This is a genomic window from Flavonifractor sp. An9, assembly GCF_002161245.1.
Classification (GTDB): Bacteria; Bacillota; Clostridia; order Oscillospirales; family Oscillospiraceae; genus Flavonifractor; species Flavonifractor avicola.
On sequence record NZ_NFHC01000007.1, the window covers coordinates 26,962 to 44,792 of the forward strand.

Genomic DNA, 17,831 nt, shown 5'->3' on the forward strand with positions numbered 1-17,831 from the left:
CCCATCTTTCTTTCCCTATACAGAAGGGGCCCGGCGCTATGCGCCGGGCCCCTTCTGTCTGTTTTATGGTTGGTCTGCCGGGCTTTGCGCCCCGGTCTTGCCGTAGTCCTCCATCACCTTCCGGCCCCACTTCAGGGGGTCCTCCCCCTTCTTGAGCCGCAGGGCCAGGTAGGGCTTCTCTCCGGCGGAGAAGAGCAGCCGTCCCTTGTAGTGCTCCATGGCGCACAGGGCGCTCACCCGCTGGAGGTCAAAGCCGTCCAGGTAGAATTGCAGGCCGCCCCCCTGCTGGCGGATCTGCACCACCCCGTTCTCGGCGGCGGCCGCCCGCAGCAGGGCCACCGAGATCAGGTTGTTTACCGTCCTCGGCGGGTCGCCGTAGCGGTCGATGAGCTCGTCGGTGACGTCGTCGGCGTCGGCCTCGGTGCGGATGGCGGCGATCCGCCGGTACAGGTCCATCCGCTCCTCCGGGGAGGGGACGTACCGGTCGGGGATGGAGGCCGCCACACTGAGGTCGGCGGCGCACTCGGTGCGCTTGGGGATGGGCTCGCCCCGCTCCTCCAGCACTGCCTCCTCCAGCAGCCGCAGGTACATATCATAGCCCACGCTGAGCATGAAGCCGGACTGCTCGGGGCCCAGGATGTTGCCCGCGCCCCGGATCTCCAGGTCACGCATGGCGATCTTGAAGCCGGAGCCGAACTCGGCAAACTCCCGGATGGCGCCCAGCCGCTTGGAGGCCACCTCGGTGAGCACCTTCCCCTGCCGGTAGGTCAGGTAGGCAAAGGCCCGGCGGGTGGACCGGCCCACACGGCCTCTGATCTGGTGGAGCTGGGCCAGACCCATCTTGTCCGCGTCCTCAATGATGAGGGTGTTGGCGTTGGCGATGTCGATGCCGGTCTCGATGATGGTGGTACACACCAGCACATCCACCTCGCCCTCGCTCATGCGGGTCATGACCTCGTTCAATTCTTCCTGGCTCATTTTGCCGTGGGCCACCGCCACCTCCACGTCCTCCCCCAGCATCTCCTTGATGCGGGCGGCGGTGCGGGTGATGGTGTCCACCCGGTTGTGGAGGTAGTACACCTGGCCGCCGCGCTCCAGCTCCCGGCGGGCGGCGTCCATCAGCACACCCCAGTCGTGCTCCAGCACATAGGTCTGCACCGGCTGGCGGTCCATGGGGGGCTCCTCCAGGGTGGACATATCCCGGATGCCGGAGAGGGCCATATTCAACGTGCGGGGAATGGGGGTAGCCGACAGGGTAAGCACGTCTACCTGCTTGGACAGCTCCTTGAGCCGCTCCTTGTGCTGGACGCCGAAGCGCTGCTCCTCGTCGATGACCAGCAGCCCCAGGTCCTTGAAGGTCACATCCTTCTGGAACAGCCGGTGGGTGCCGATCAAGAGGTCGATCTGCCCCGCCGACAGCCGCCTTAAGGTCTCCTTCATCTGGGCGGCGGTACGGAACCGGCTCACCACGTCGATCTCCACCGGGTACTTGGCAAAGCGCTGCCTGGCCGACAGGTAGTGCTGCCGGGCCAGCACGGTGGTGGGCACCAGAATGGCGGCCTGCTTGCCGTCCAGTACGCACTTCATAATGGCCCGGAAGGCCACCTCGGTCTTGCCGTAGCCCACGTCGCCGCACAGCAGCCGGTCCATGGGCCGGGCGGTCTCCATGTCCCGCTTGATCTCAGCGATGCACCGCAGCTGATCGTCGGTCTCGGCGTACTCGAACTGCTCCTCAAATTCGTGCATCCACTCGGAGTCGGGGGAGAAGGCGAAGCCGGGCTGCCGCTGCCGCTGGGCGTAGAGCTGGATCAAGCCCTTGGCCAGGTCCTTCACCGCCTTCTTGGCCTTGGACTTGGCCCGCTCCCAGTCGCCGCCCCCCAGCCTGGACAGCTTGCGCTTCTCGTTGGCGTCCTCGCCGCCGCCGATATACTTGCTCACCAGGTCCAGCTGGGTGGCGGGGACATACAGGATATCGGTGCCGGCATAGGCGATCTTTACATAGTCCTTCTCAATGCCGTCCACCACTTTCTTGGTCATCTCCACAAACCGGCCCACGCCGTGGTGCTCGTGGACCACCAGGTCCCCGGGGGACAGGTCAGCATAGGATTTCAGCTTCTGCCGGTTGGTGGCGGGCTTGCTCCGGCGGCGCTTGCCCAGGGCGGACTGGCCCTCGGTGAGCACCGCCAGCCGTCCCACCGGGTACTCCATACCGGCGGTGACGCCCCCCACGGCAATGACCGCCTTGCCGTAGCCGGGCAGGTCGTGGAGCTCGAAGTCCACGGCGGTGGTCATTTTCTGCTCCCGCAGCAGGGCCTGGAGGTTGAGGGCCCGCTGCTGGCTGCTCACCAGCACCACGGTGCGGAAGCCTTCGGAGACGTAATGGGCCAGGTCGGAGACGGCGGTCTCCAGACTGGCGCCGTAGGAGGGCAGCTGCTTGGCCAGCAGGTTGAGCACCGTCCGGGGCCGCCGGGGATAGGTAGAGGCGGCGAAGGCGTCCAGGTAGCACACCGGCCACTCCTCCAACACCTGCCACAGCTCTTCGGGGGTACGGGCGAAGTCGGCCAGATCCCCCGCCAGCTCGCCCCGCTCCATCAGGGACTTGGCGTCCTCCCCCAGCTGCCACAGGTAGTTCTTCCCCCGCTCGGCCACCCGGCCGCTCTCGCTGAAAATCACCACCGCGTCCTCCGGCAGGTAGTCGGCCGCCGTGGCCATCTGGGGGTAGATGAGGCTTACATACCGGTCCATGGCCGGGAAGGAGGTACCGGCGTCCAGCCGCTCCCTGTCCTCCTCCAGGGTCTGGACCAGCTTTTCCGCCCCCTTGCGCTTGCGGGTACGGGCAATCAGCTTGTCCAGGCCCTCCAGCAGCCCCGCCCAGCCGCCGGGAGTAAACTGGGGCAGCACCTCGGCGGCAGGCAAAATCTCCGCCTCGCTGATGTTCTGAATGCGCCGCTGGGTGTCCGGGTCGAAGAAGCCCATGGCGTCCACTTCGTCCCCGAAGAACTCCACACGCACCGGCTTCTGATGGGCGGGAGAGAAGAAGTCCAGAATGCCCCCTCGCAGGGCGAACTGGCCCACGCCCTCCACCTGCTGGCACCGGGCGTACCCGGCGGCGGTGAGGGTTTCGGTAAGCTCGTTCAGGTCATGGGCCTCCCCCATCCGCACCACCTGGGCGGCCTGGGTGAGCAGGGTCTTGGGGATGGTGCGCTGGAGGAGGGACTCCACCGTACACACCAGCAGGGGGCACTCCCCCGCCGCCAGCGCCCGCAGGACGGACAGCCGCCGGTGCTCATACTGCCGGGATACCACCGCCGCGTTGTGGAAGGTGAACTCCCGGGCGGACAGGGTGGCCACCTTCTCCCCGGAGAGGGCGGCCAGGTCCTTCTCCATCCGCTGGGCCTCCCCCTCGTCGGCGCACACCACCACCACCGGCCGCTCCAGCTCCTGGTGGAGCCCGGCGGCAAAGTGGGCCCGGTGGACCGCCGACAGGCCGGAAAAGGCCACCGGGCAGGCCCCGTTGTCAATGGCCGCCGTCAGGGCACAATATTCCGGGATATCCTTCAGCGCGGACAGCAGTTGTTTCATGGTACACCTCGAAGATATAGAAAAATTTGGAAGTCATAAGCGCACCTTACCCCGGTGCAGGGGTCCGTCTCAGGGGGCCTCCCCCTCCGCCTGCCGGCAGAGGGCCAGAATGCCCTCCACCGTGCGGAAGGCATCCCTGGGCACCCGGGTGGGCTGGATCTGGATACCCAGATCCTCCAGCCCCTCCAGCAGGTCGATCATGGCCAGGGAGTCCAGGATGCCCTCCTCCAGCAGATCGGCTCCGGGGCGGAGGGCGTCCTGAGTGCCGCAGACCTGCACCAGCAGATCCCGGATCACATCGTCACCTATCATCATAGCATCTCCTCCAGCCGTTTCCGGTCGCATTTTCCGTTGGGGGTCAGGGGCAGCCGGTCCAGCACCCGCCACTGGCCGGGGATCTGGTAGGGGGGCAGCAAATCCGCCAGGGCCTGAGCCAGCTTCTCCGGCTCCAGCCCGGTCCCCTCCACAAAGGCGGTCAGGCCCTTCACCTGCCCCGCCCCGTCCCGCCGGGGGATCACTGCCGCCCGCTCTACCTGGGGCAGGGCCTCCAGCGCCCCCTCGATGCGGGTAGGCTCCAGCCGGTACCCCTTGTACTTCAGCTGCAAATCCCGCCGCCCCGCCCAGTAGAGCAGTCCGTTTTCCACATAACCCAGGTCCCCTGTGGAATACTTCCCCCCAAACCGTGGGGAAACACTGGCTCCGGCCAGGACGATCTCCCCGTTTTCCAAAAAGATATCCACAGCCCCCGCCCCAACTGTGCCGATGGGCAGGGGTCCGGCACACATCTCCCGGGAAATGGGGACGGCGCACACGGCGCAGGTGGCCTCGGTGGGGCCGTAGGCGTTAAGGAGGGCCACCCCGGGAAAGCGGTCCAGCAGCCGCCGGGCGGCGGCGGGGGGCAGTACCTCTCCACAGGAGAAGACCGTCCGCAGACGGGGCAGCCGGTCGGGGCCAAAGGAGGGTTCCGTCAGGCAGAGGCGCAAAAAGGAGGGGGTGGCCACCAGCAGAGACAGGTCGCTTTTCTCCAACCGGCGGAACAGGGCGGCAAAGTCCTCCTTTTCCGCTCCCGTGAGGGCTACGTGGGTGCCGCCCCCCAGCAGGGACAGGTAGAGGTCGGCCACCGACAGGTCGAAGGACCAGGCGGCCTGCCCCACCGCCGTCCCACCCAGGACGGGAGCGATCTCCGGCAGGGCGGAAGCCCACCGGAGGAAGTGTTCCAGGTTACCCAGGCTCACCTCCACCAGCTTGGGCTTTCCGGTGCTGCCCGAGGTAAAGATCTCATAGGCGATGCGGTGGGAGTCGTCGGGGAGCGGGCAGGACAGGCCGGAGGAAAAGCCCTCCTCCGCCGTCCGCCGGTCCAGCAGAGCCGCCCCCGCCTGCTCCAGCAGTTCCCGCTGTCCCGCCGGGGGCAGCAAAGGGTCCAGGGGCAGGTAGGGCCGCCCCGCCAGCAGGCAGGCCACAAAGGCCACCGGCACCCAAACCTCACCCGGGTCCCCCACAAGGGCCACCGGGCCGGTCCCCTGCTCCCGCAGTTTGGCCGCCAGCCCCTGGGCCATGGGCCACAGTTCTCCCCAGCGGACCATTTCTTCCCCTGCCATCAGGGCAGGCCGGTCCCCCAGGGCGGCGCTGTGGGCCTCGATTCGTTCCAGCAGCATAGCGGGCTCCTTTCAGCGCTGTAACATCTGATCCGCCGGAATGAGGGCGGGATCAAAGAGCACCTTGGAGTGGTTGTCCATCAGCAGCTCCCGGCCCGCTTCCTCGCCGGTGGTCCGGTCATAGGTAATGCGGTAGACCTGGCTCACCCGGTAGTATGCCTCGCCCTCCCGGACATAACCGCTCCCCTCCTCCCGCAGCCGGTAGCGCAGGGGGAAGGGGGCCGTCCCCCGCAGCTCGCCGCACAGGTCGTCCTCCTCCAGCCACACCCGCAGCTGGACGGGCTGTTCCGTGTCGTTGCGGAAGCGGTAATCCACATGGGGGTAAAAGATGGAGGTGCCGGTGCCGAAGGGCACCCGGCGGCGGTCGTCGGGAAAGAGGGCGTCCGAGTGGTGGTGCAGCTCGGTGACGGTCAGGGGGCTGTGGAGCACCAGGTAGTGGATCAGGTTGGCCAGCTGGCACAGCCCGCCTCCCACCGACCGGCCCAGGGTGCCGCTGGCGATGGTGAGTCCGTCCTGGTAACCCTTCCGGGCGGAAGGCTTGCCCACCAGGCGCCAGAAGGAGAAGCTCTCCCCCGGCGCCACCACCACCCCGTCGATGCAGGGGGCGGCCAGGGCCAGATTGGTCCGCTTGCTGCGCTGCAGGTCCATATCCACCCCGGTCAGACGCCGGAGCACCGGGGAGCGGTGCCCCTTGAGGAGCACGGGCAGCTCCTCTTCACACCGCCAGGTGGACCAATGTACCCCACCCCGCCGGTCAGCCAGGGCCTTGCGCGCCCCCTCTTTCCACAGGGAAATCCGATAGCACACCGGACCACACTGACAAAACAGCCTGCGTCTCGCCATGGAGACCACCTCCCAAATCCGGCGCGCCCCCTGCGAAAAAGGAGCGGGCGCGCCCGCTCCTTCTATCCTAGCATCCCCGTCGGGAATTGCAAGTTACGATTTGGCAACAGCCTGTCAGCCGTTGAACTTGTTCATGGCCTTGTCGGGCCCTTCCGCGATGAGGCACTCCACCGCCTTGCCCGCCTTCTCGATGGCGGCGGTGATGGTCTTCAGGTCCTCCCCCACGAATTTGGAGAGCACCCAGTCTGCCATATCGTAATCGGGATGGGGCTTCTCTCCCACGCCCACCTTCACCCGGGGGAACTGGTCGGTGCCCAGGTGCTGGATGATGTTTTTGAGGCCGTTGTGGCCCCCGGCGGACCCCCCCTTGCGGATGCGCAGCTTACCCACGGGCAGGGACACATCGTCGGAGATGACCAGCACATGGTCGGCGGGGATCTTGTAGAACCGGGCGGCCTCCCCCACCGCCTCGCCGGACAGGTTCATATAGGTCACCGGCTTCATGAGCAGCACCTTGGCGCCCCCCAGCTCCACCGTGTTGGTGAGGGCGCGGTACTTCAGCTTCTGCACCGGCACCCGCTGCTCCTCGGCGATGTGGTCGATGGTGAGAAAGCCCACGTTGTGCCGGGTGTTCTCGTACTTGTCCCCGGGATTGCCCAGGCCCACCACCAGCCACTCCACGCCGGAGGATCGATTTTTGTTGAAAAACATAATGGCTCCTTAAACAGGCAAAGGCGGGGGCAAGCCCCCGCCCTACCTGATGGTATGGTCAGATTTCGTCCGGAGCAGGACATGAGCCTGCGCAGGACACCTATACTCGTGGCCGCGGCGGCCACGACCACCCGCGCTGTGCGCGGGTGAGGGGGGTATCGAAACCATTGTGCCGCATGGCGGCGCGGTGGTTTCGTATCTAGGGGGGACAACGTCCCCCCTGGACGGTCATTACACGAACAGCTTGGACACGGAGACCTCTTCGTAGATGCGCTCGATGGCCTCGGCAAACATATGGGCCACGGAGAGGTACTTGATCTTGTCACAGGTGACGCCCTGCTTGGGGGGGACGGTGTCCAGGAAGTAGAGCTCCTTGATGACGCTCTTCTCGATGCGCTCCACGGCGGGGCCGGAGAGCACGCCGTGGCTGGCGCAGGCGATGACGTCCACCGCGCCGCCCAGCTCCACCAGAGCCTGGGCCGCGCCGCACAGGGAGCCGGCGGTGTCCACCATGTCGTCAAAGAGGAGGACCTTCTTGCCCCGCACGTCGCCGATGATGTTCATGACCTCGGAGGAGTTGGCCTTCTGGCGGCGCTTGTCCACGATGGCCAGACCCATGCCCAGCTTCTGGGCGAAGGCCCGGGCCCGGGCCACGGAGCCCACGTCGGGAGAGACCACGATCATCTCATCCTCCTTGCCGGCAAAGCGGTCGTGGAGGTAGTTAGTGAAGATGGGGTTGCCCAGCAGGTTGTCCACGGGGATGTCGAAGAAGCCCTGGATCTGGTTGGCGTGCAGGTCCATGGTGAGCACCCGGTCGGCGCCGGCCCGGGTGATCAGGTTGGCCACCAGCTTGGCGGAGATGGGATCGCGGGGCTTGGTCTTGCGGTCCTGGCGGGCGTAGCCGAAGTAGGGGATCACGGCGGTGATCCGACCGGCGGAGGCCCGCTTCAGGGCATCGATCATAATGAGCAGTTCCATCAGGTTGTCATTGACCGGGTGGCTGGTGGACTGGACCACGAACACGTCGGAGCCGCGGACGGTCTCATAGATGGAGACGTAGTTCTCGCCGTCGGAGAAGGCTCCTACCTCGGCGTTGCCCAGCTCCATGCCCATCTCCTTGCAGATGGCCTCGGCCAGGGGGCGGTTGGAAGTGCCGGAAAAGATCTTGATGTCCTTACCGTGTGCGATCATTGTGTAAACATCCTCTCACAAAATTAGTGTTCTCTGTCTTTCGTGCAGATCGAACTTATTTTATATTTTCTGTCCCATCAGCGGGACGGGTTCACTTTTTACGGGTCTGGCGGGCGGCCCACTGCTTCTTCACCGTCTGGCGGGGCCGGGCGATGGCCAGGGAGTCGTCGGGCACGTCGTCGGTAATGGTGGAGCCGGCGGCGGTGTAGGCGCCGTCCCCCACCCGGACGGGAGCCACCAGATTGGTATTGCAGCCGATGAAGGCGTCGTCCCCGATGGCGGTGCGGTACTTGCCCACCCCGTCATAGTTGACGGTGACGGTACCGCAGCCCAGGTCCACCCGGCAGCCCACGTCGGCATCTCCCACATAGGTCAGGTGGGAGATCTTGGTATCCTCTCCCACAGAGGCATTCTTCAGCGTCACAAAGTCGCCCACCTTCACGTTGGCCCCCACATGGCAGTTGGGGCGGATGTAGGCGAAGGGTCCGATGCTGGCCCCGGCGTCCACGGTGCTCTCGTTGAGCTGGGAGGCATTGACCACCACATGGTCGGCCAGGGCGCAGTCCCGGATCATGGTGTTGGGGCCCAGCTCACAGCCGGTTCCGATCACCGTGTCCCCCCGCAGGATGGTGCCAGGCAGGATCACCGTGCCCTTGCCAACCCGGACCCGGGGTCCGGCATAACAGGTATTGGGGTCCATCATGCGCACGCCGCTTTCCAGCAGGCGGTAGGCGCCGTAGTTGCGGGCGGTGAGCTCGGCCTCCACCCGGCCCTCGGGGCTGCTCTTGATGAGGGCGGCGCTCTGATACCAGATGCTCCGGCCCCCCAGCTTGTCGGCGTTTTCCTTCAGGGCCTCGTCCAGGCCGCTGCCGTCGGCCAGAGCCTGGGCCAACAGGGCCGCGTCAATGCGGCACACGCCGGTATCTTTATTATCCAGAGGACCGGTGCTGCTGTCATCCACCAGCTGCCGGGCGCTCTGCCAGGAGAGAAGCACCGGCCGGGTCAGGATGAGCACCTTTCCCTCCAGCTTGCCCAGGAAGGCCATCAGCTGGTCCAGGGCGTCCTCGGTGCCGCCGGTAACGAATTCCGTTCCCACCGGGAAGCAGCCCTCGGCCTTTTCCCGGTCGTCACTGTGGCACACCACAAAAAACTGTTGCACGCCGGCGCTCTCCAGCGCCTCCGCCAGCCACAGGGCCGCCGGATCAAAGAGCAGGTCCTCCAGCATGGGGCACACGCCGGTCCCCTCCCGGGGCAGGAACACTACCGCTCCAGTCGCGCTCATACCTGAGATCACCTCAAAAAACAATGGATTTGCCTGTCCGCCCGGCGGGCACGCTGCCGCAGGGCGTATTCTAAGGTCATTATAACAAAGTGGGCGAAAAAATGCACCGGGATTTTGAAAAAAACCCGTCTTTTTTTCCAACTTGGGCCCCTTGCACAAGGAAAGGGCGGTCTTTACCGTTTCTTTACCGCGTTTCCACCGAAGGCAGGCCGGGGCAGACAGGCCGTCCGGTACAGGGCGGTCCGCCGCCAGATGCCCAGCACCTCCGCCGTGGCGCACAGCTTGTCGGCCACACACACCGCCGCCGCCGTCCGGCTGCGGGGGGCGCTGCGGGCCATGGGCCACATATGGGCCAGGATGCCGTTCTCCTCCTCCCGGCTCAGTTCCCCGCACAGGGCCCGGGCATTTCGCTCCGCCGCCAGGGGGTGGGCAAAGCACTGTTTATAGGAGGGCAGGCTCTTGGGATCGTAGAGATACAGATCGTGGAGCAGCCCCGCCCGGGCCGCCGCCCGTCCGTCCCGCCCCCACCGCCGGGCCAGGCGAAAGGCCACATAGGACACAAACAGGCTGTGCTCAAAGCAGGACACCCCCGGATGGTGCCGGATCTCCTTCATGGCCTGCACCGGCTGGGACACCAGCAGCTCCCCCACGCAGTCCAGATAGGCCGCCCAGTGTTCTTCCCGCACGATACCACGCCTCCTTCTCCGCTCTTGTTCTTCCTTATTATATCCCCCTGCAACCCGGCCCGCAACCCTATCCTGCCCCTGCGCTTCTGGTACAAACTGGATACTCTTTGACACACCCCGCTTCCACACTTTCCACAGTTGATTTTTACTAATGTCGGATGTATAATGAAACGAAGGGTTTATTAGGGGAGAAATCGAAATCATCTGGAGGTCATTCACAATGAAAGAAGTCTACGTAGTCAATTGCTGCCGTACCGCTGTCGGCTCCTTCGGGGGCAGCCTGAAGGACACCCCCGCCACCGATCTGGGCGCTGTGGTGGTCAAGGAGGCCCTGAACCGCTCCGGCCTGAAGCCCGAGCAGGTGGATGAGCTGATGTTCGGCTGCATCCTCACCGCCGCCCAGGGCCAGAACCCCGCCCGTCAGGTGGGCGTGAAGGCCGGTCTGCCCTACTCCGTGCCCGCTTACACCGTGGGTATGGTGTGCGGCTCCGGTATGAAGTCCGTCATTGAGGGCGCCCGCGCCATCCTGTCCGGCGATGCCGACGTCATCGTGGCCGGCGGCACTGAGAATATGTCCGCTGCTCCCTACGCTCTGCCTGCTGAGCGCTGGGGCGCCCGCATGGGCGACAAGAAGGTCGTGGACACCATGATCAAGGACGGCCTGTGGGACGCTTACAACAACTATCACATGGGCACCACCGCTGAGAACATCGCCGACGTGTGGGGCATCACCCGCGAGGAGATGGACGCCTTTGCCGTGTCCTCCCAGAACAAGACCGAGGCCGCCCAGGCTGCCGGCAAGTTTGTGGACGAGATCGTGCCCGTCATGGTGAAGAAGAAGAAGGAAATGGTGGAGTTCAAGGTGGACGAGTTCCCCAAGGCCGGCGTGACCATGGAGTCCGTCTCCAAGCTGCGCGGCGCTTTCCCCGCCGGTCCCGAGGGCGTGGAGGACGAGATCGTTCACACCTTTGAGGTCACCCAGGTCCACGAGGCTGACGCCAAGAAGCACGTCCAGCGCGTCACCGCTGCCAACGCCTCCGGCATCAACGACGGCGCTGCCGCCATCGTGCTGGCCTCCGGTGAGGCTGTTGAGAAGTACGGCCTGAAGCCCATGGCCAAGCTGGTCTCCTGGGGCCAGGGCGGCGTGGATCCCAAGATCATGGGCGTAGGCCCTGTGCCCGCCTCCCGTCAGGCTATGGCCAAGGCCGGCCTGAAGATCGACGACATCGACCTGGTGGAGGCCAACGAGGCCTTTGCCGCTCAGTCCATCGCCGTGGCCCGTGAGCTGGGCTTCGACATGAGCAAGGTCAACGTCAACGGCGGCGCTATCTCCATCGGTCACCCCGTTGGTGCTTCCGGCGCCCGTATCATTGTCACCCTGCTCCACGAGATGCAGAAGCGGCCCGAGGCCAAGAAGGGCCTGGCCACCCTGTGCATCGGCGGCGGCATGGGCGTCGCCACCATCTTCGAGAAGTGCTGATCCATTCCTGCCGGAGCAGGTCTCTCTGCTCCGGCAGGTCCCTATTTTACATTTAGGAGGGTAACGAACGTGCACAATAAGGTAATTTCCGTTGAGGAAGCCGTGAACATGATCCCCGACGGCGCCACTATTATGTTCGGCGGTTTCCTGGGCTGCGGCAGCGCCCACAAGGTTATTGAGGCTCTGGCCAAGAAGGGCACCAAGGACCTGACCATCATCGGCAACGACTGCGGTATGGCTACCGGCCCCCACGGCGAGGAGTTCTACGGCATGGCCAAGCTGGTCCACAACCATCAGGTCAAGCGCGTCATCGCCACTCACGTGGGCATGACCCCCGACGTGGGCACCCAGGGCATGGTGGAAAAGACCCTGCAGGTGGACCTGGTTCCCCAGGGCTCCCTGGCTGAGATGATCCGCGCCGGCGGCGCCGGTCTGGGCGGCGTGCTCACCCCCACCGGCGTGGGCACCATCGTGGAGGATTCCCCCCTGTGCCTGGGCAAGCAGACCATCAACGGCAAGGAGTATCTGCTGATGCAGCCTGTCCGCGCTGACTTTGCCATCATCAACGGCCACACCATTGATAAGTTCGGCAACATCTGGTACAAGGGCACCACCCGTAACTTCAACATCGTCATGGCCACCGCCGCAGACGTGGTCATTGCTGAGGCCGACCACCTGGTAGAGGTCGGCGACATTGAGCCCGAGAACGTGGTCACCTCCGGCGCCTTTGTCAATTACATTGTGGATGGAGGGAATGCGTAATGGAAAAGTCTGAGATCAAGGGCTTTATCGCCAAGCGCGTGGCCAAGGAGCTGAAGGACGGCGACGTGGTCAACCTGGGTATCGGCCTGCCCACTATGGTTCCCGCCTACCTGCCCGAGGGGGTCCACGTGATCCTCCAGTCTGAGAACGGTATCATCGGCACCGGCCCCAAGCCCACCCCCGAGGAGGCCGACCCCCGCTATAAGACCGATGCCGGCGGATCTCCCGCCCAGGCCGACGTCTTTGGCTGCTACATCGACTCCGCCACTTCCTTCGGCTTCATCCGCGGCGGCCACGTCAACGCCACCATCCTGGGCGGCCTGGAGGTCGACGAGGAGGGCTCCCTGTCCAACTGGATCATCCCCGGCAAGAAGATGCCCGGCATGGGCGGCGCCATGGATCTGCTGGTGGGCGCCAAGGAAGTCATCGTGGCTATGGAGCACACCGCCAAGGGCAATCCCAAGATCCTGAAGAAGTGCACCCTGCCCTACACCGCCGTGCACTGCGTCACCAAGATCATCACCGAGATGTGCGTCCTCAACGTGACCGACAAGGGTCTGGAGATGGTGGAGATCAACCCCGAGTTCACCGTGGAGCAGGTTCAGGCCGCCACTCAGGCTACCCTGATCATCTCCCCCGACCTCAAGCCCATGTGCTGACCGGCTTTTGCCGCTATCAAACGTCCCGCGGAAAACCGCGGGACGTTTTTTTATGCTCTGCCCGTCGCCCCCGCCGAAAACCGGAAGAAAAACGTCACACTTTTTTAAGGAATTCCCCCCTCTCACCCGTGTATACTAACTGTACTAAGATGTGTCATACACTTCTGGAAAGGAGATGCCAGGATGATCCAGCTGAATTACCGGGACGCCCGGCCCATCTATGAACAGGTAAAGGATGGACTGCGGCACCTGGTTGTGACGGGGGCCCTCCAGGCCGGGGACAAACTTCCCTCGGTGCGGGCACTGGCCACGTCGCTGGCCATCAACCCCAACACCATCCAGCGGGCCTATGAGTCCCTGGAGCGGGAGGGCTATCTGTACACCGTGGCGGGCAAGGGTTCCTTTGCCGCCCCCCAGGCGGACGTAAACGCCGACCGTCGGGAGCGGCTGCTGAAGGACTTTGATTCCTCCGCCGCAGAGCTGCTGTTTTTGGGTATGACGGCGGGGGAACTGGCCCGCCGTTTGGACGAGGCCGCCGCCCGCCAGGCGGCCAGAGAGGAGAGGAAACCATGATCGAAGCCAAGAATGTGGTCAAGACCTTCGACGGCTTTAAGGCCCTGGACGGTCTGACCATGACGGTGCCCCAGGGCTCCATCTACGGTCTGGTGGGCCCCAACGGCGCGGGCAAGTCCACCCTGCTGCGCCACGTCACCGGGGTGTACCGGCAGGACTCCGGCTCGGTGCTGCTGGACGGCAACCCCATCTACGAAAACCCCGCCGCCAAGGCCCGCATCGCCGACATTCCCGACGAGCTGTACTACTTTCTGTCCGCCTCCACCCGGGACATGATGCGCTTTTACAAGGGCTTTTATCCCCGGTTTGACACGGCCCGGTACCAGGCCCTGAAGGATGTGTTCACCAACGTGGACGAAAACCAGCCCATCCGCCGCCTGTCCAAGGGAATGCAGAAGCAGAGCGCCTTCTGGCTGGCTCTGTGCTGCCGGCCGGAGGTGCTGGTGCTGGACGAACCGGTAGACGGCCTGGACCCGGTGATGCGCCGCCAGGTGTGGTCCCTGCTGATGGGGGACGTGGCGGAGCACGGCACCACCGTGCTGGTGTCCTCCCACAACCTGCGGGAGCTGGAGGATGTGTGCGACCATGTGGGCATCCTCTCCCACGGCAAGGTACTCATTGAGCGCTCCCTGTCCGATCTGCAGGAGAACGTGGTGAAAATGCAGATCGTGTTCCAGGAGCGGGAGATGCCCCAGCTGCCGGAGGACCTGGAGGTGCTCCATGTGTCCCAGGTGGGCCGCATCCATACCCTCATCATCCGGGGCAATGCCACCGACGTCACCAACCGGCTGGCGGTGTACGCCCCCATTCTGATGGAGGCGCTGCCCCTCACCCTGGAGGAAATCTTTATTTATGAGTTGGGAGGTGAGGACTATGGGGTCCGGGACATCGTACTTTAATATGACCCTCTTCCGCAAAAATCTGGCCCGGTTCTGGCCCATCTGGGGGCTGTACGCCCTGATTTGGGTGGTACTGCTGCCGGCGGGGGTACTGCTGCGCCGGGACGTGTGGGACAAGGGGAACGCCTGGGAATTCCCCCTGGTCCTGCTGGACGGCAGCCGGAACATGGCCCTGGTGCTGGCCTTCCTCTTCGGCATCCTGTGCGCCATGGCGGTGTTCTCCTACCTCTATTCCGCCCGCTCGGTGGGGATGCTCCACGCTCTGCCCATGCGGCGGGAGGGCCTGTTCCTCACCAACTACCTGTCCGGCCTGGCCTTTCTGTGGGTGCCCAACTTCGCTGTCTTTCTGCTGGCCCTGGCGGCGGAGGCCCTCAACGGCACGGTGGTGTTCAGCTCCCTGTTCACCTGGCTGGTGGTCACCTGCCTTTTGTGCCTGTTCTTCTACTCCTTCGCCGTGTTCTGCGCCATGTTTACCGGCCACATTCTGGCCCTGCCCGCCTTCTACCTGATCCTCAACTTCCTGGCCTCAGTCATTACCTATCTGTTGGAGAGCATTGCCCGGGAATTTCTCTTCGGGTTCAACGGCGCCGTGTGGGCCGAGAAATGGGCCATGTGGTTCACCCCCTCCCTCAAGCTGCTCCGTTCCACCGGCCTGGACTACACGGGCAGCACCCCCCGCTACTTCGGCCTGGGCCTGGTGACTCTTTACGCCCTCATCGGCCTGGTACTGGCGGGGATCGCCCTGGCGGTCTACCATCGCCGGCAGCTGGAGCGGGCGGGGGATGTGATTACCGTGGGCTGGGTGCGCCCGGTATTCCGCTATGGCATGGCCCTGTGCTGGGCCATCGCTCTGGGCGCCTTCTTCTACTCCATCTTCTACACCCTGCTGCCCCGGGGGGCCTGGACTCTGCTGGGCTGGATGCTGCTGTGGGGGGCCGCGGGCTGCTTTATCGCGGAGATGCTGCTGAAAAAGCGGTTCTGGGTGTTCAAAACCAGCTGGAAGGGCTGCGTGATCTTTCTGGTGTGTCTGGTGGCCGCCATGGCCACTCTGGAGCTGGACCTGCTGGGCTTTGAGCGCCGGGTGCCCGACGCCGCTCAGGTCAAGACGGTGGAGATCAGGGGCATCAGCAGCGCCCCCTATGACAGCGCCGACTACCTGAACTTTTCCACCTCCGATCCCCAGACCATTGAGGAGATCACCAGCCTCCACTCCTCCATCACCGACCGCAAGGATGAACTGGAGGCGGTGCAGGCCAGCGGAATCAGCACCGAGTCCTGGATCAGCCAGTCCAACGGCCTGGACCTGCAGGTGGAGACCAGCACCTCCGTCCGTCTGTGCTATGAGCTGACCGACGGCACTGTGCTGGAGCGGAGGTATGATCTGCCCATCCGGCAGGAGGATCTGGAGGACGCCTCCTCCCCCGCCGCCCGGCTGGACCGGCTCATCAACCAGCCCCAGGTGGCCAGTGAGATCTATTTTGGCTCCATTGGGGAGACCGCCCGGCTGGTGGACGCCGCCCTGGTGAACCTGTATAATCCGGAGGACGACAGCTACGGCTTTGAGTACCTGCCCTCCGAACTGCTGGAACCCCTTTTGGAGGCCATCCAGGCCGACATGGCCGAGGGCAATCTGGGGCGCCGCTACCTGCTGGAGGACCAGGAGCGGATGGACAACTGCTGCTACGCCGACCTGGAGCTGACCTTCCGGCTGGACCAGACCGGCGTCTCCGGCGGCACCGCCCCCGCCGCCACGGCCTCCACCTACACCGTCACCATCACCCTGCAAAAGAGCGCCGTCCACACCATGGAGGTACTCAAGGATTACTCCTATGCCTTCCTCTCCCAGGCGGAGATGGACCAGCTTAACCGCAACTGAACCTTTCCCTTTTGGGGCGCGCCGTCCACAGCGACGGCGCGCCCCTTTGTTGTCTCTCCACAAATCCGACGGTCTTTTTCCCAGCGCTGTGGGATACTTTTCCTTGATTTCTCAGCGTCATGTGCTATCATGTTGGTAAGTATCTCGGTAAGGAGGCTTGTGTATGATCGACCTGACCGTCCATCGCCAGGGCCTGGAGCATAACATCCGTATTGCCCGGGAAAACGGCGTGGTGATTCCTACGTTTGAAAATATGATCCATCCGGAGACGGTACCTCAGCCTATCCGGGACCGGCTGACCCATGTGGGCCTGTGGGATGTGGACCCAGCCAACCTGTTCCGCATCACCTGGAAGAACGAGCCGGTGCCCACCGGCGGTCTGTACCGCTCCGCCCCCAACTACATCGAGCTGCCCCCCGCCCTCACCGGCGTGCCCGCCCGCATCCTGTGCCTGCCGGGCAAGTGGTTCCCCACCGGCTGCCACAAGGTGGGCGCCTCCTTCGGCTGTCTGGCTCCCCGGCTGGTCACCGGCCAGTTTGACGCCTCCTCCCAGAAGGCGGTGTGGCCCTCCACCGGCAACTACTGCCGGGGCGGTGCCTTCAACTCCAAGCTGCTGGGGGTCCACGGGGTGGCCATTCTCCCCGCCGGCATGAGCCAGGAGCGGTTTGACTGGCTGGCCTCCATCGACGCCGACGTCATCAAGACCCCCGGCTGCGAGTCCAACGTGAAGGAGATCTTCGACAAGACCAACGAGCTCAGCCGGGACCCCTCCTGCATGATCTTCAACCAGTTTGCCGAGATGGGCAACCATCTGTGGCACTACAAGGTCACCGGCGCGGCGGTGGCCGAGGCCTTTGAGGACGCCAAGCGCCCCGGCGACCGGCTGGCGGGCGCCTGCTTCACCTCCGGTTCTGCGGGCACCATCGGCTGCGGCGACTACCTGAAAGAGGTCTACCCCGCCATGAAGCTGGCGGTGGGCGAGGCCGTCCAGTGCCCCACCATTCTGAACAACGGCTTCGGCGATCACCGGGTGGAGGGCATCGGCGACAAGCACGTGCCCTGGATCCACGACGTGAAGAACACCGACATGGTGGTGGATGTGGACGACAACGACGCCATGGCTCTGCTGCGGCTGTTCAACGAGCCGGCGGGCAAGGCCCAGCTCATGGACGCCGGGGTGGACCCCCAGCTGGTGGAGCAGCTGTCCCTCATGGGCATCTCGGGCATTGCCAACGTGCTGTGCTGCATCAAGCTGGCCAAGTACTACGAGCTCACCGGGCACGACGTGGTATGCACCGTCCTCACCGACTCGGCGGATATGTACCGCTCCCGTCTGGCGGAGCTGACCCAGCAGCTGGGCGAGTACGACGCCAAAGCCGCCGCCTATGACTTTGCCCTCCACCTGATGGGTCTGAAAACCGACTGCATGGCGGAGCTGGGCTACTACGACCGCAAGCGGGTCCACAACCTGAAGTATTACACCTGGGTGGAGCAGCAGGGCAAGACCACCGACGAACTGGACGCCCTGTGGTACGGCACCGAGTGGGCCGACGTCCACAGCCAGGCCGACGCCCTGGATGAGCTGATCCGGGCCTTCAATGAGGAGACCGGGGTGCTGAAGGGCCTGTAAAA

Annotated in this window: 15 protein-coding genes; 7 read left to right on the plus strand and 8 right to left on the minus strand. The window is 64.6% G+C overall.

Annotation, left to right across the window (positions count from 1 at the left end):
* Positions 1-63: 63 nt before the first annotated feature.
* From mfd to B5G40_RS06500, 8 genes are all read right to left on the minus strand, one after another.
* The gene (mfd, locus tag B5G40_RS06465) at positions 64-3,582 is read right to left on the minus strand and encodes a transcription-repair coupling factor (protein WP_087399111.1); all 3,519 of its coding nucleotides are present in this window, start codon (positions 3,580-3,582) and stop codon (positions 64-66) included.
* 69 nt (positions 3,583-3,651) lie between these two features.
* Positions 3,652-3,897: a phosphopantetheine-binding protein gene (locus B5G40_RS06470; RefSeq protein WP_242959302.1), complete on the minus strand. Its 246-nt coding sequence runs from the start codon at positions 3,895-3,897 to the stop codon at positions 3,652-3,654.
* Complete coding sequence (locus B5G40_RS06475; protein WP_087399113.1) at positions 3,894-5,237, minus strand: AMP-binding protein; 1,344 nt, start codon at positions 5,235-5,237, stop codon at positions 3,894-3,896. Before B5G40_RS06475 ends, B5G40_RS06470 begins: the two co-directional genes overlap by 4 nt.
* Before the next feature lie 12 nt (positions 5,238-5,249).
* Positions 5,250-6,080, minus strand: coding sequence for a VanW family protein (locus B5G40_RS06480; RefSeq protein WP_087399114.1), 831 nt, complete (start codon positions 6,078-6,080; stop codon positions 5,250-5,252).
* A gap of 114 nt (positions 6,081-6,194) precedes the next feature.
* Complete coding sequence (gene pth, locus B5G40_RS06485) at positions 6,195-6,791, minus strand: aminoacyl-tRNA hydrolase (RefSeq protein ID WP_087399115.1); 597 nt, start codon at positions 6,789-6,791, stop codon at positions 6,195-6,197.
* A gap of 231 nt (positions 6,792-7,022) precedes the next feature.
* Positions 7,023-7,982, minus strand: a complete 960-nt coding sequence (locus B5G40_RS06490) for a ribose-phosphate pyrophosphokinase (protein WP_087267501.1) — start codon at positions 7,980-7,982, stop codon at positions 7,023-7,025.
* Positions 7,983-8,073: 91 nt separating this feature from the next.
* Positions 8,074-9,264 carry a DapH/DapD/GlmU-related protein gene (locus tag B5G40_RS06495; protein ID WP_087399116.1) on the minus strand — a complete coding sequence of 397 codons (1,191 nt, stop codon included), beginning with the start codon at positions 9,262-9,264 and terminating at the stop codon, positions 8,074-8,076.
* 173 nt (positions 9,265-9,437) lie between these two features.
* A complete protein-coding gene (locus B5G40_RS06500; RefSeq protein WP_242959304.1) occupies positions 9,438-9,950 on the minus strand; it encodes an HD domain-containing protein in 513 nt (170 codons plus the stop codon).
* 220 nt (positions 9,951-10,170) lie between these two features.
* Here B5G40_RS06500 and B5G40_RS06505 point away from each other — a divergent pair, with 220 nt between their 5' ends.
* The 7 genes from B5G40_RS06505 (at position 10,171) to B5G40_RS06535 (ending at position 17,829) form a co-directional block, all read left to right on the plus strand.
* Complete coding sequence (locus B5G40_RS06505) at positions 10,171-11,430, plus strand: acetyl-CoA C-acetyltransferase (RefSeq protein WP_087399117.1); 1,260 nt, start codon at positions 10,171-10,173, stop codon at positions 11,428-11,430.
* A gap of 69 nt (positions 11,431-11,499) precedes the next feature.
* On the plus strand, positions 11,500-12,192 hold the full coding sequence (locus B5G40_RS06510) for a CoA transferase subunit A (RefSeq protein WP_087326355.1): 693 nt from the start codon (positions 11,500-11,502) through the stop codon (positions 12,190-12,192).
* Entirely contained in the window at positions 12,192-12,851 is a 660-nt protein-coding gene (locus B5G40_RS06515; protein WP_087326358.1) for a 3-oxoacid CoA-transferase subunit B, read from the plus strand. Before B5G40_RS06510 ends, B5G40_RS06515 begins: the two co-directional genes overlap by 1 nt.
* 183 nt (positions 12,852-13,034) lie before the next feature.
* A complete protein-coding gene (locus tag B5G40_RS06520; protein WP_087267516.1) occupies positions 13,035-13,424 on the plus strand; it encodes a GntR family transcriptional regulator in 390 nt (129 codons plus the stop codon).
* Complete coding sequence (locus tag B5G40_RS06525; protein ID WP_087187309.1) at positions 13,421-14,323, plus strand: ABC transporter ATP-binding protein; 903 nt, start codon at positions 13,421-13,423, stop codon at positions 14,321-14,323. Before B5G40_RS06520 ends, B5G40_RS06525 begins: the two co-directional genes overlap by 4 nt.
* A gap of 1 nt (position 14,324) precedes the next feature.
* Complete coding sequence (locus B5G40_RS06530) at positions 14,325-16,199, plus strand: hypothetical protein (RefSeq protein WP_087326361.1); 1,875 nt, start codon at positions 14,325-14,327, stop codon at positions 16,197-16,199.
* A gap of 163 nt (positions 16,200-16,362) precedes the next feature.
* The gene (locus B5G40_RS06535; RefSeq protein ID WP_087326362.1) at positions 16,363-17,829 is read left to right on the plus strand and encodes a pyridoxal-phosphate dependent enzyme; all 1,467 of its coding nucleotides are present in this window, start codon (positions 16,363-16,365) and stop codon (positions 17,827-17,829) included.
* Positions 17,830-17,831: the final 2 nt, after the last annotated feature.

Excerpts from the sequence above, each read along its gene's own strand:
- mfd (WP_087399111.1), bottom strand. The coding sequence starts at position 3,582 with ATGAAACAACTGCTGTCCGCGCTGAAGGATATCCCGGAATATTGTGCC.
- B5G40_RS06470 (WP_242959302.1), bottom strand. The coding sequence starts at position 3,897 with ATGATGATAGGTGACGATGTGATCCGGGATCTGCTGGTGCAGGTCTGC.
- B5G40_RS06475 (WP_087399113.1), bottom strand. The coding sequence starts at position 5,237 with ATGCTGCTGGAACGAATCGAGGCCCACAGCGCCGCCCTGGGGGACCGG.
- B5G40_RS06480 (WP_087399114.1), bottom strand. The coding sequence starts at position 6,080 with ATGGCGAGACGCAGGCTGTTTTGTCAGTGTGGTCCGGTGTGCTATCGG.
- pth (WP_087399115.1), bottom strand. The coding sequence starts at position 6,791 with ATGTTTTTCAACAAAAATCGATCCTCCGGCGTGGAGTGGCTGGTGGTG.
- B5G40_RS06490 (WP_087267501.1), bottom strand. The coding sequence starts at position 7,982 with ATGATCGCACACGGTAAGGACATCAAGATCTTTTCCGGCACTTCCAAC.
- B5G40_RS06495 (WP_087399116.1), bottom strand. The coding sequence starts at position 9,264 with ATGAGCGCGACTGGAGCGGTAGTGTTCCTGCCCCGGGAGGGGACCGGC.
- B5G40_RS06505 (WP_087399117.1), top strand. The coding sequence starts at position 10,171 with ATGAAAGAAGTCTACGTAGTCAATTGCTGCCGTACCGCTGTCGGCTCC.
- B5G40_RS06515 (WP_087326358.1), top strand. The coding sequence starts at position 12,192 with ATGGAAAAGTCTGAGATCAAGGGCTTTATCGCCAAGCGCGTGGCCAAG.
- B5G40_RS06520 (WP_087267516.1), top strand. The coding sequence starts at position 13,035 with ATGATCCAGCTGAATTACCGGGACGCCCGGCCCATCTATGAACAGGTA.
- B5G40_RS06525 (WP_087187309.1), top strand. The coding sequence starts at position 13,421 with ATGATCGAAGCCAAGAATGTGGTCAAGACCTTCGACGGCTTTAAGGCC.
- B5G40_RS06530 (WP_087326361.1), top strand. The coding sequence starts at position 14,325 with ATGACCCTCTTCCGCAAAAATCTGGCCCGGTTCTGGCCCATCTGGGGG.
- B5G40_RS06535 (WP_087326362.1), top strand. The coding sequence starts at position 16,363 with ATGATCGACCTGACCGTCCATCGCCAGGGCCTGGAGCATAACATCCGT.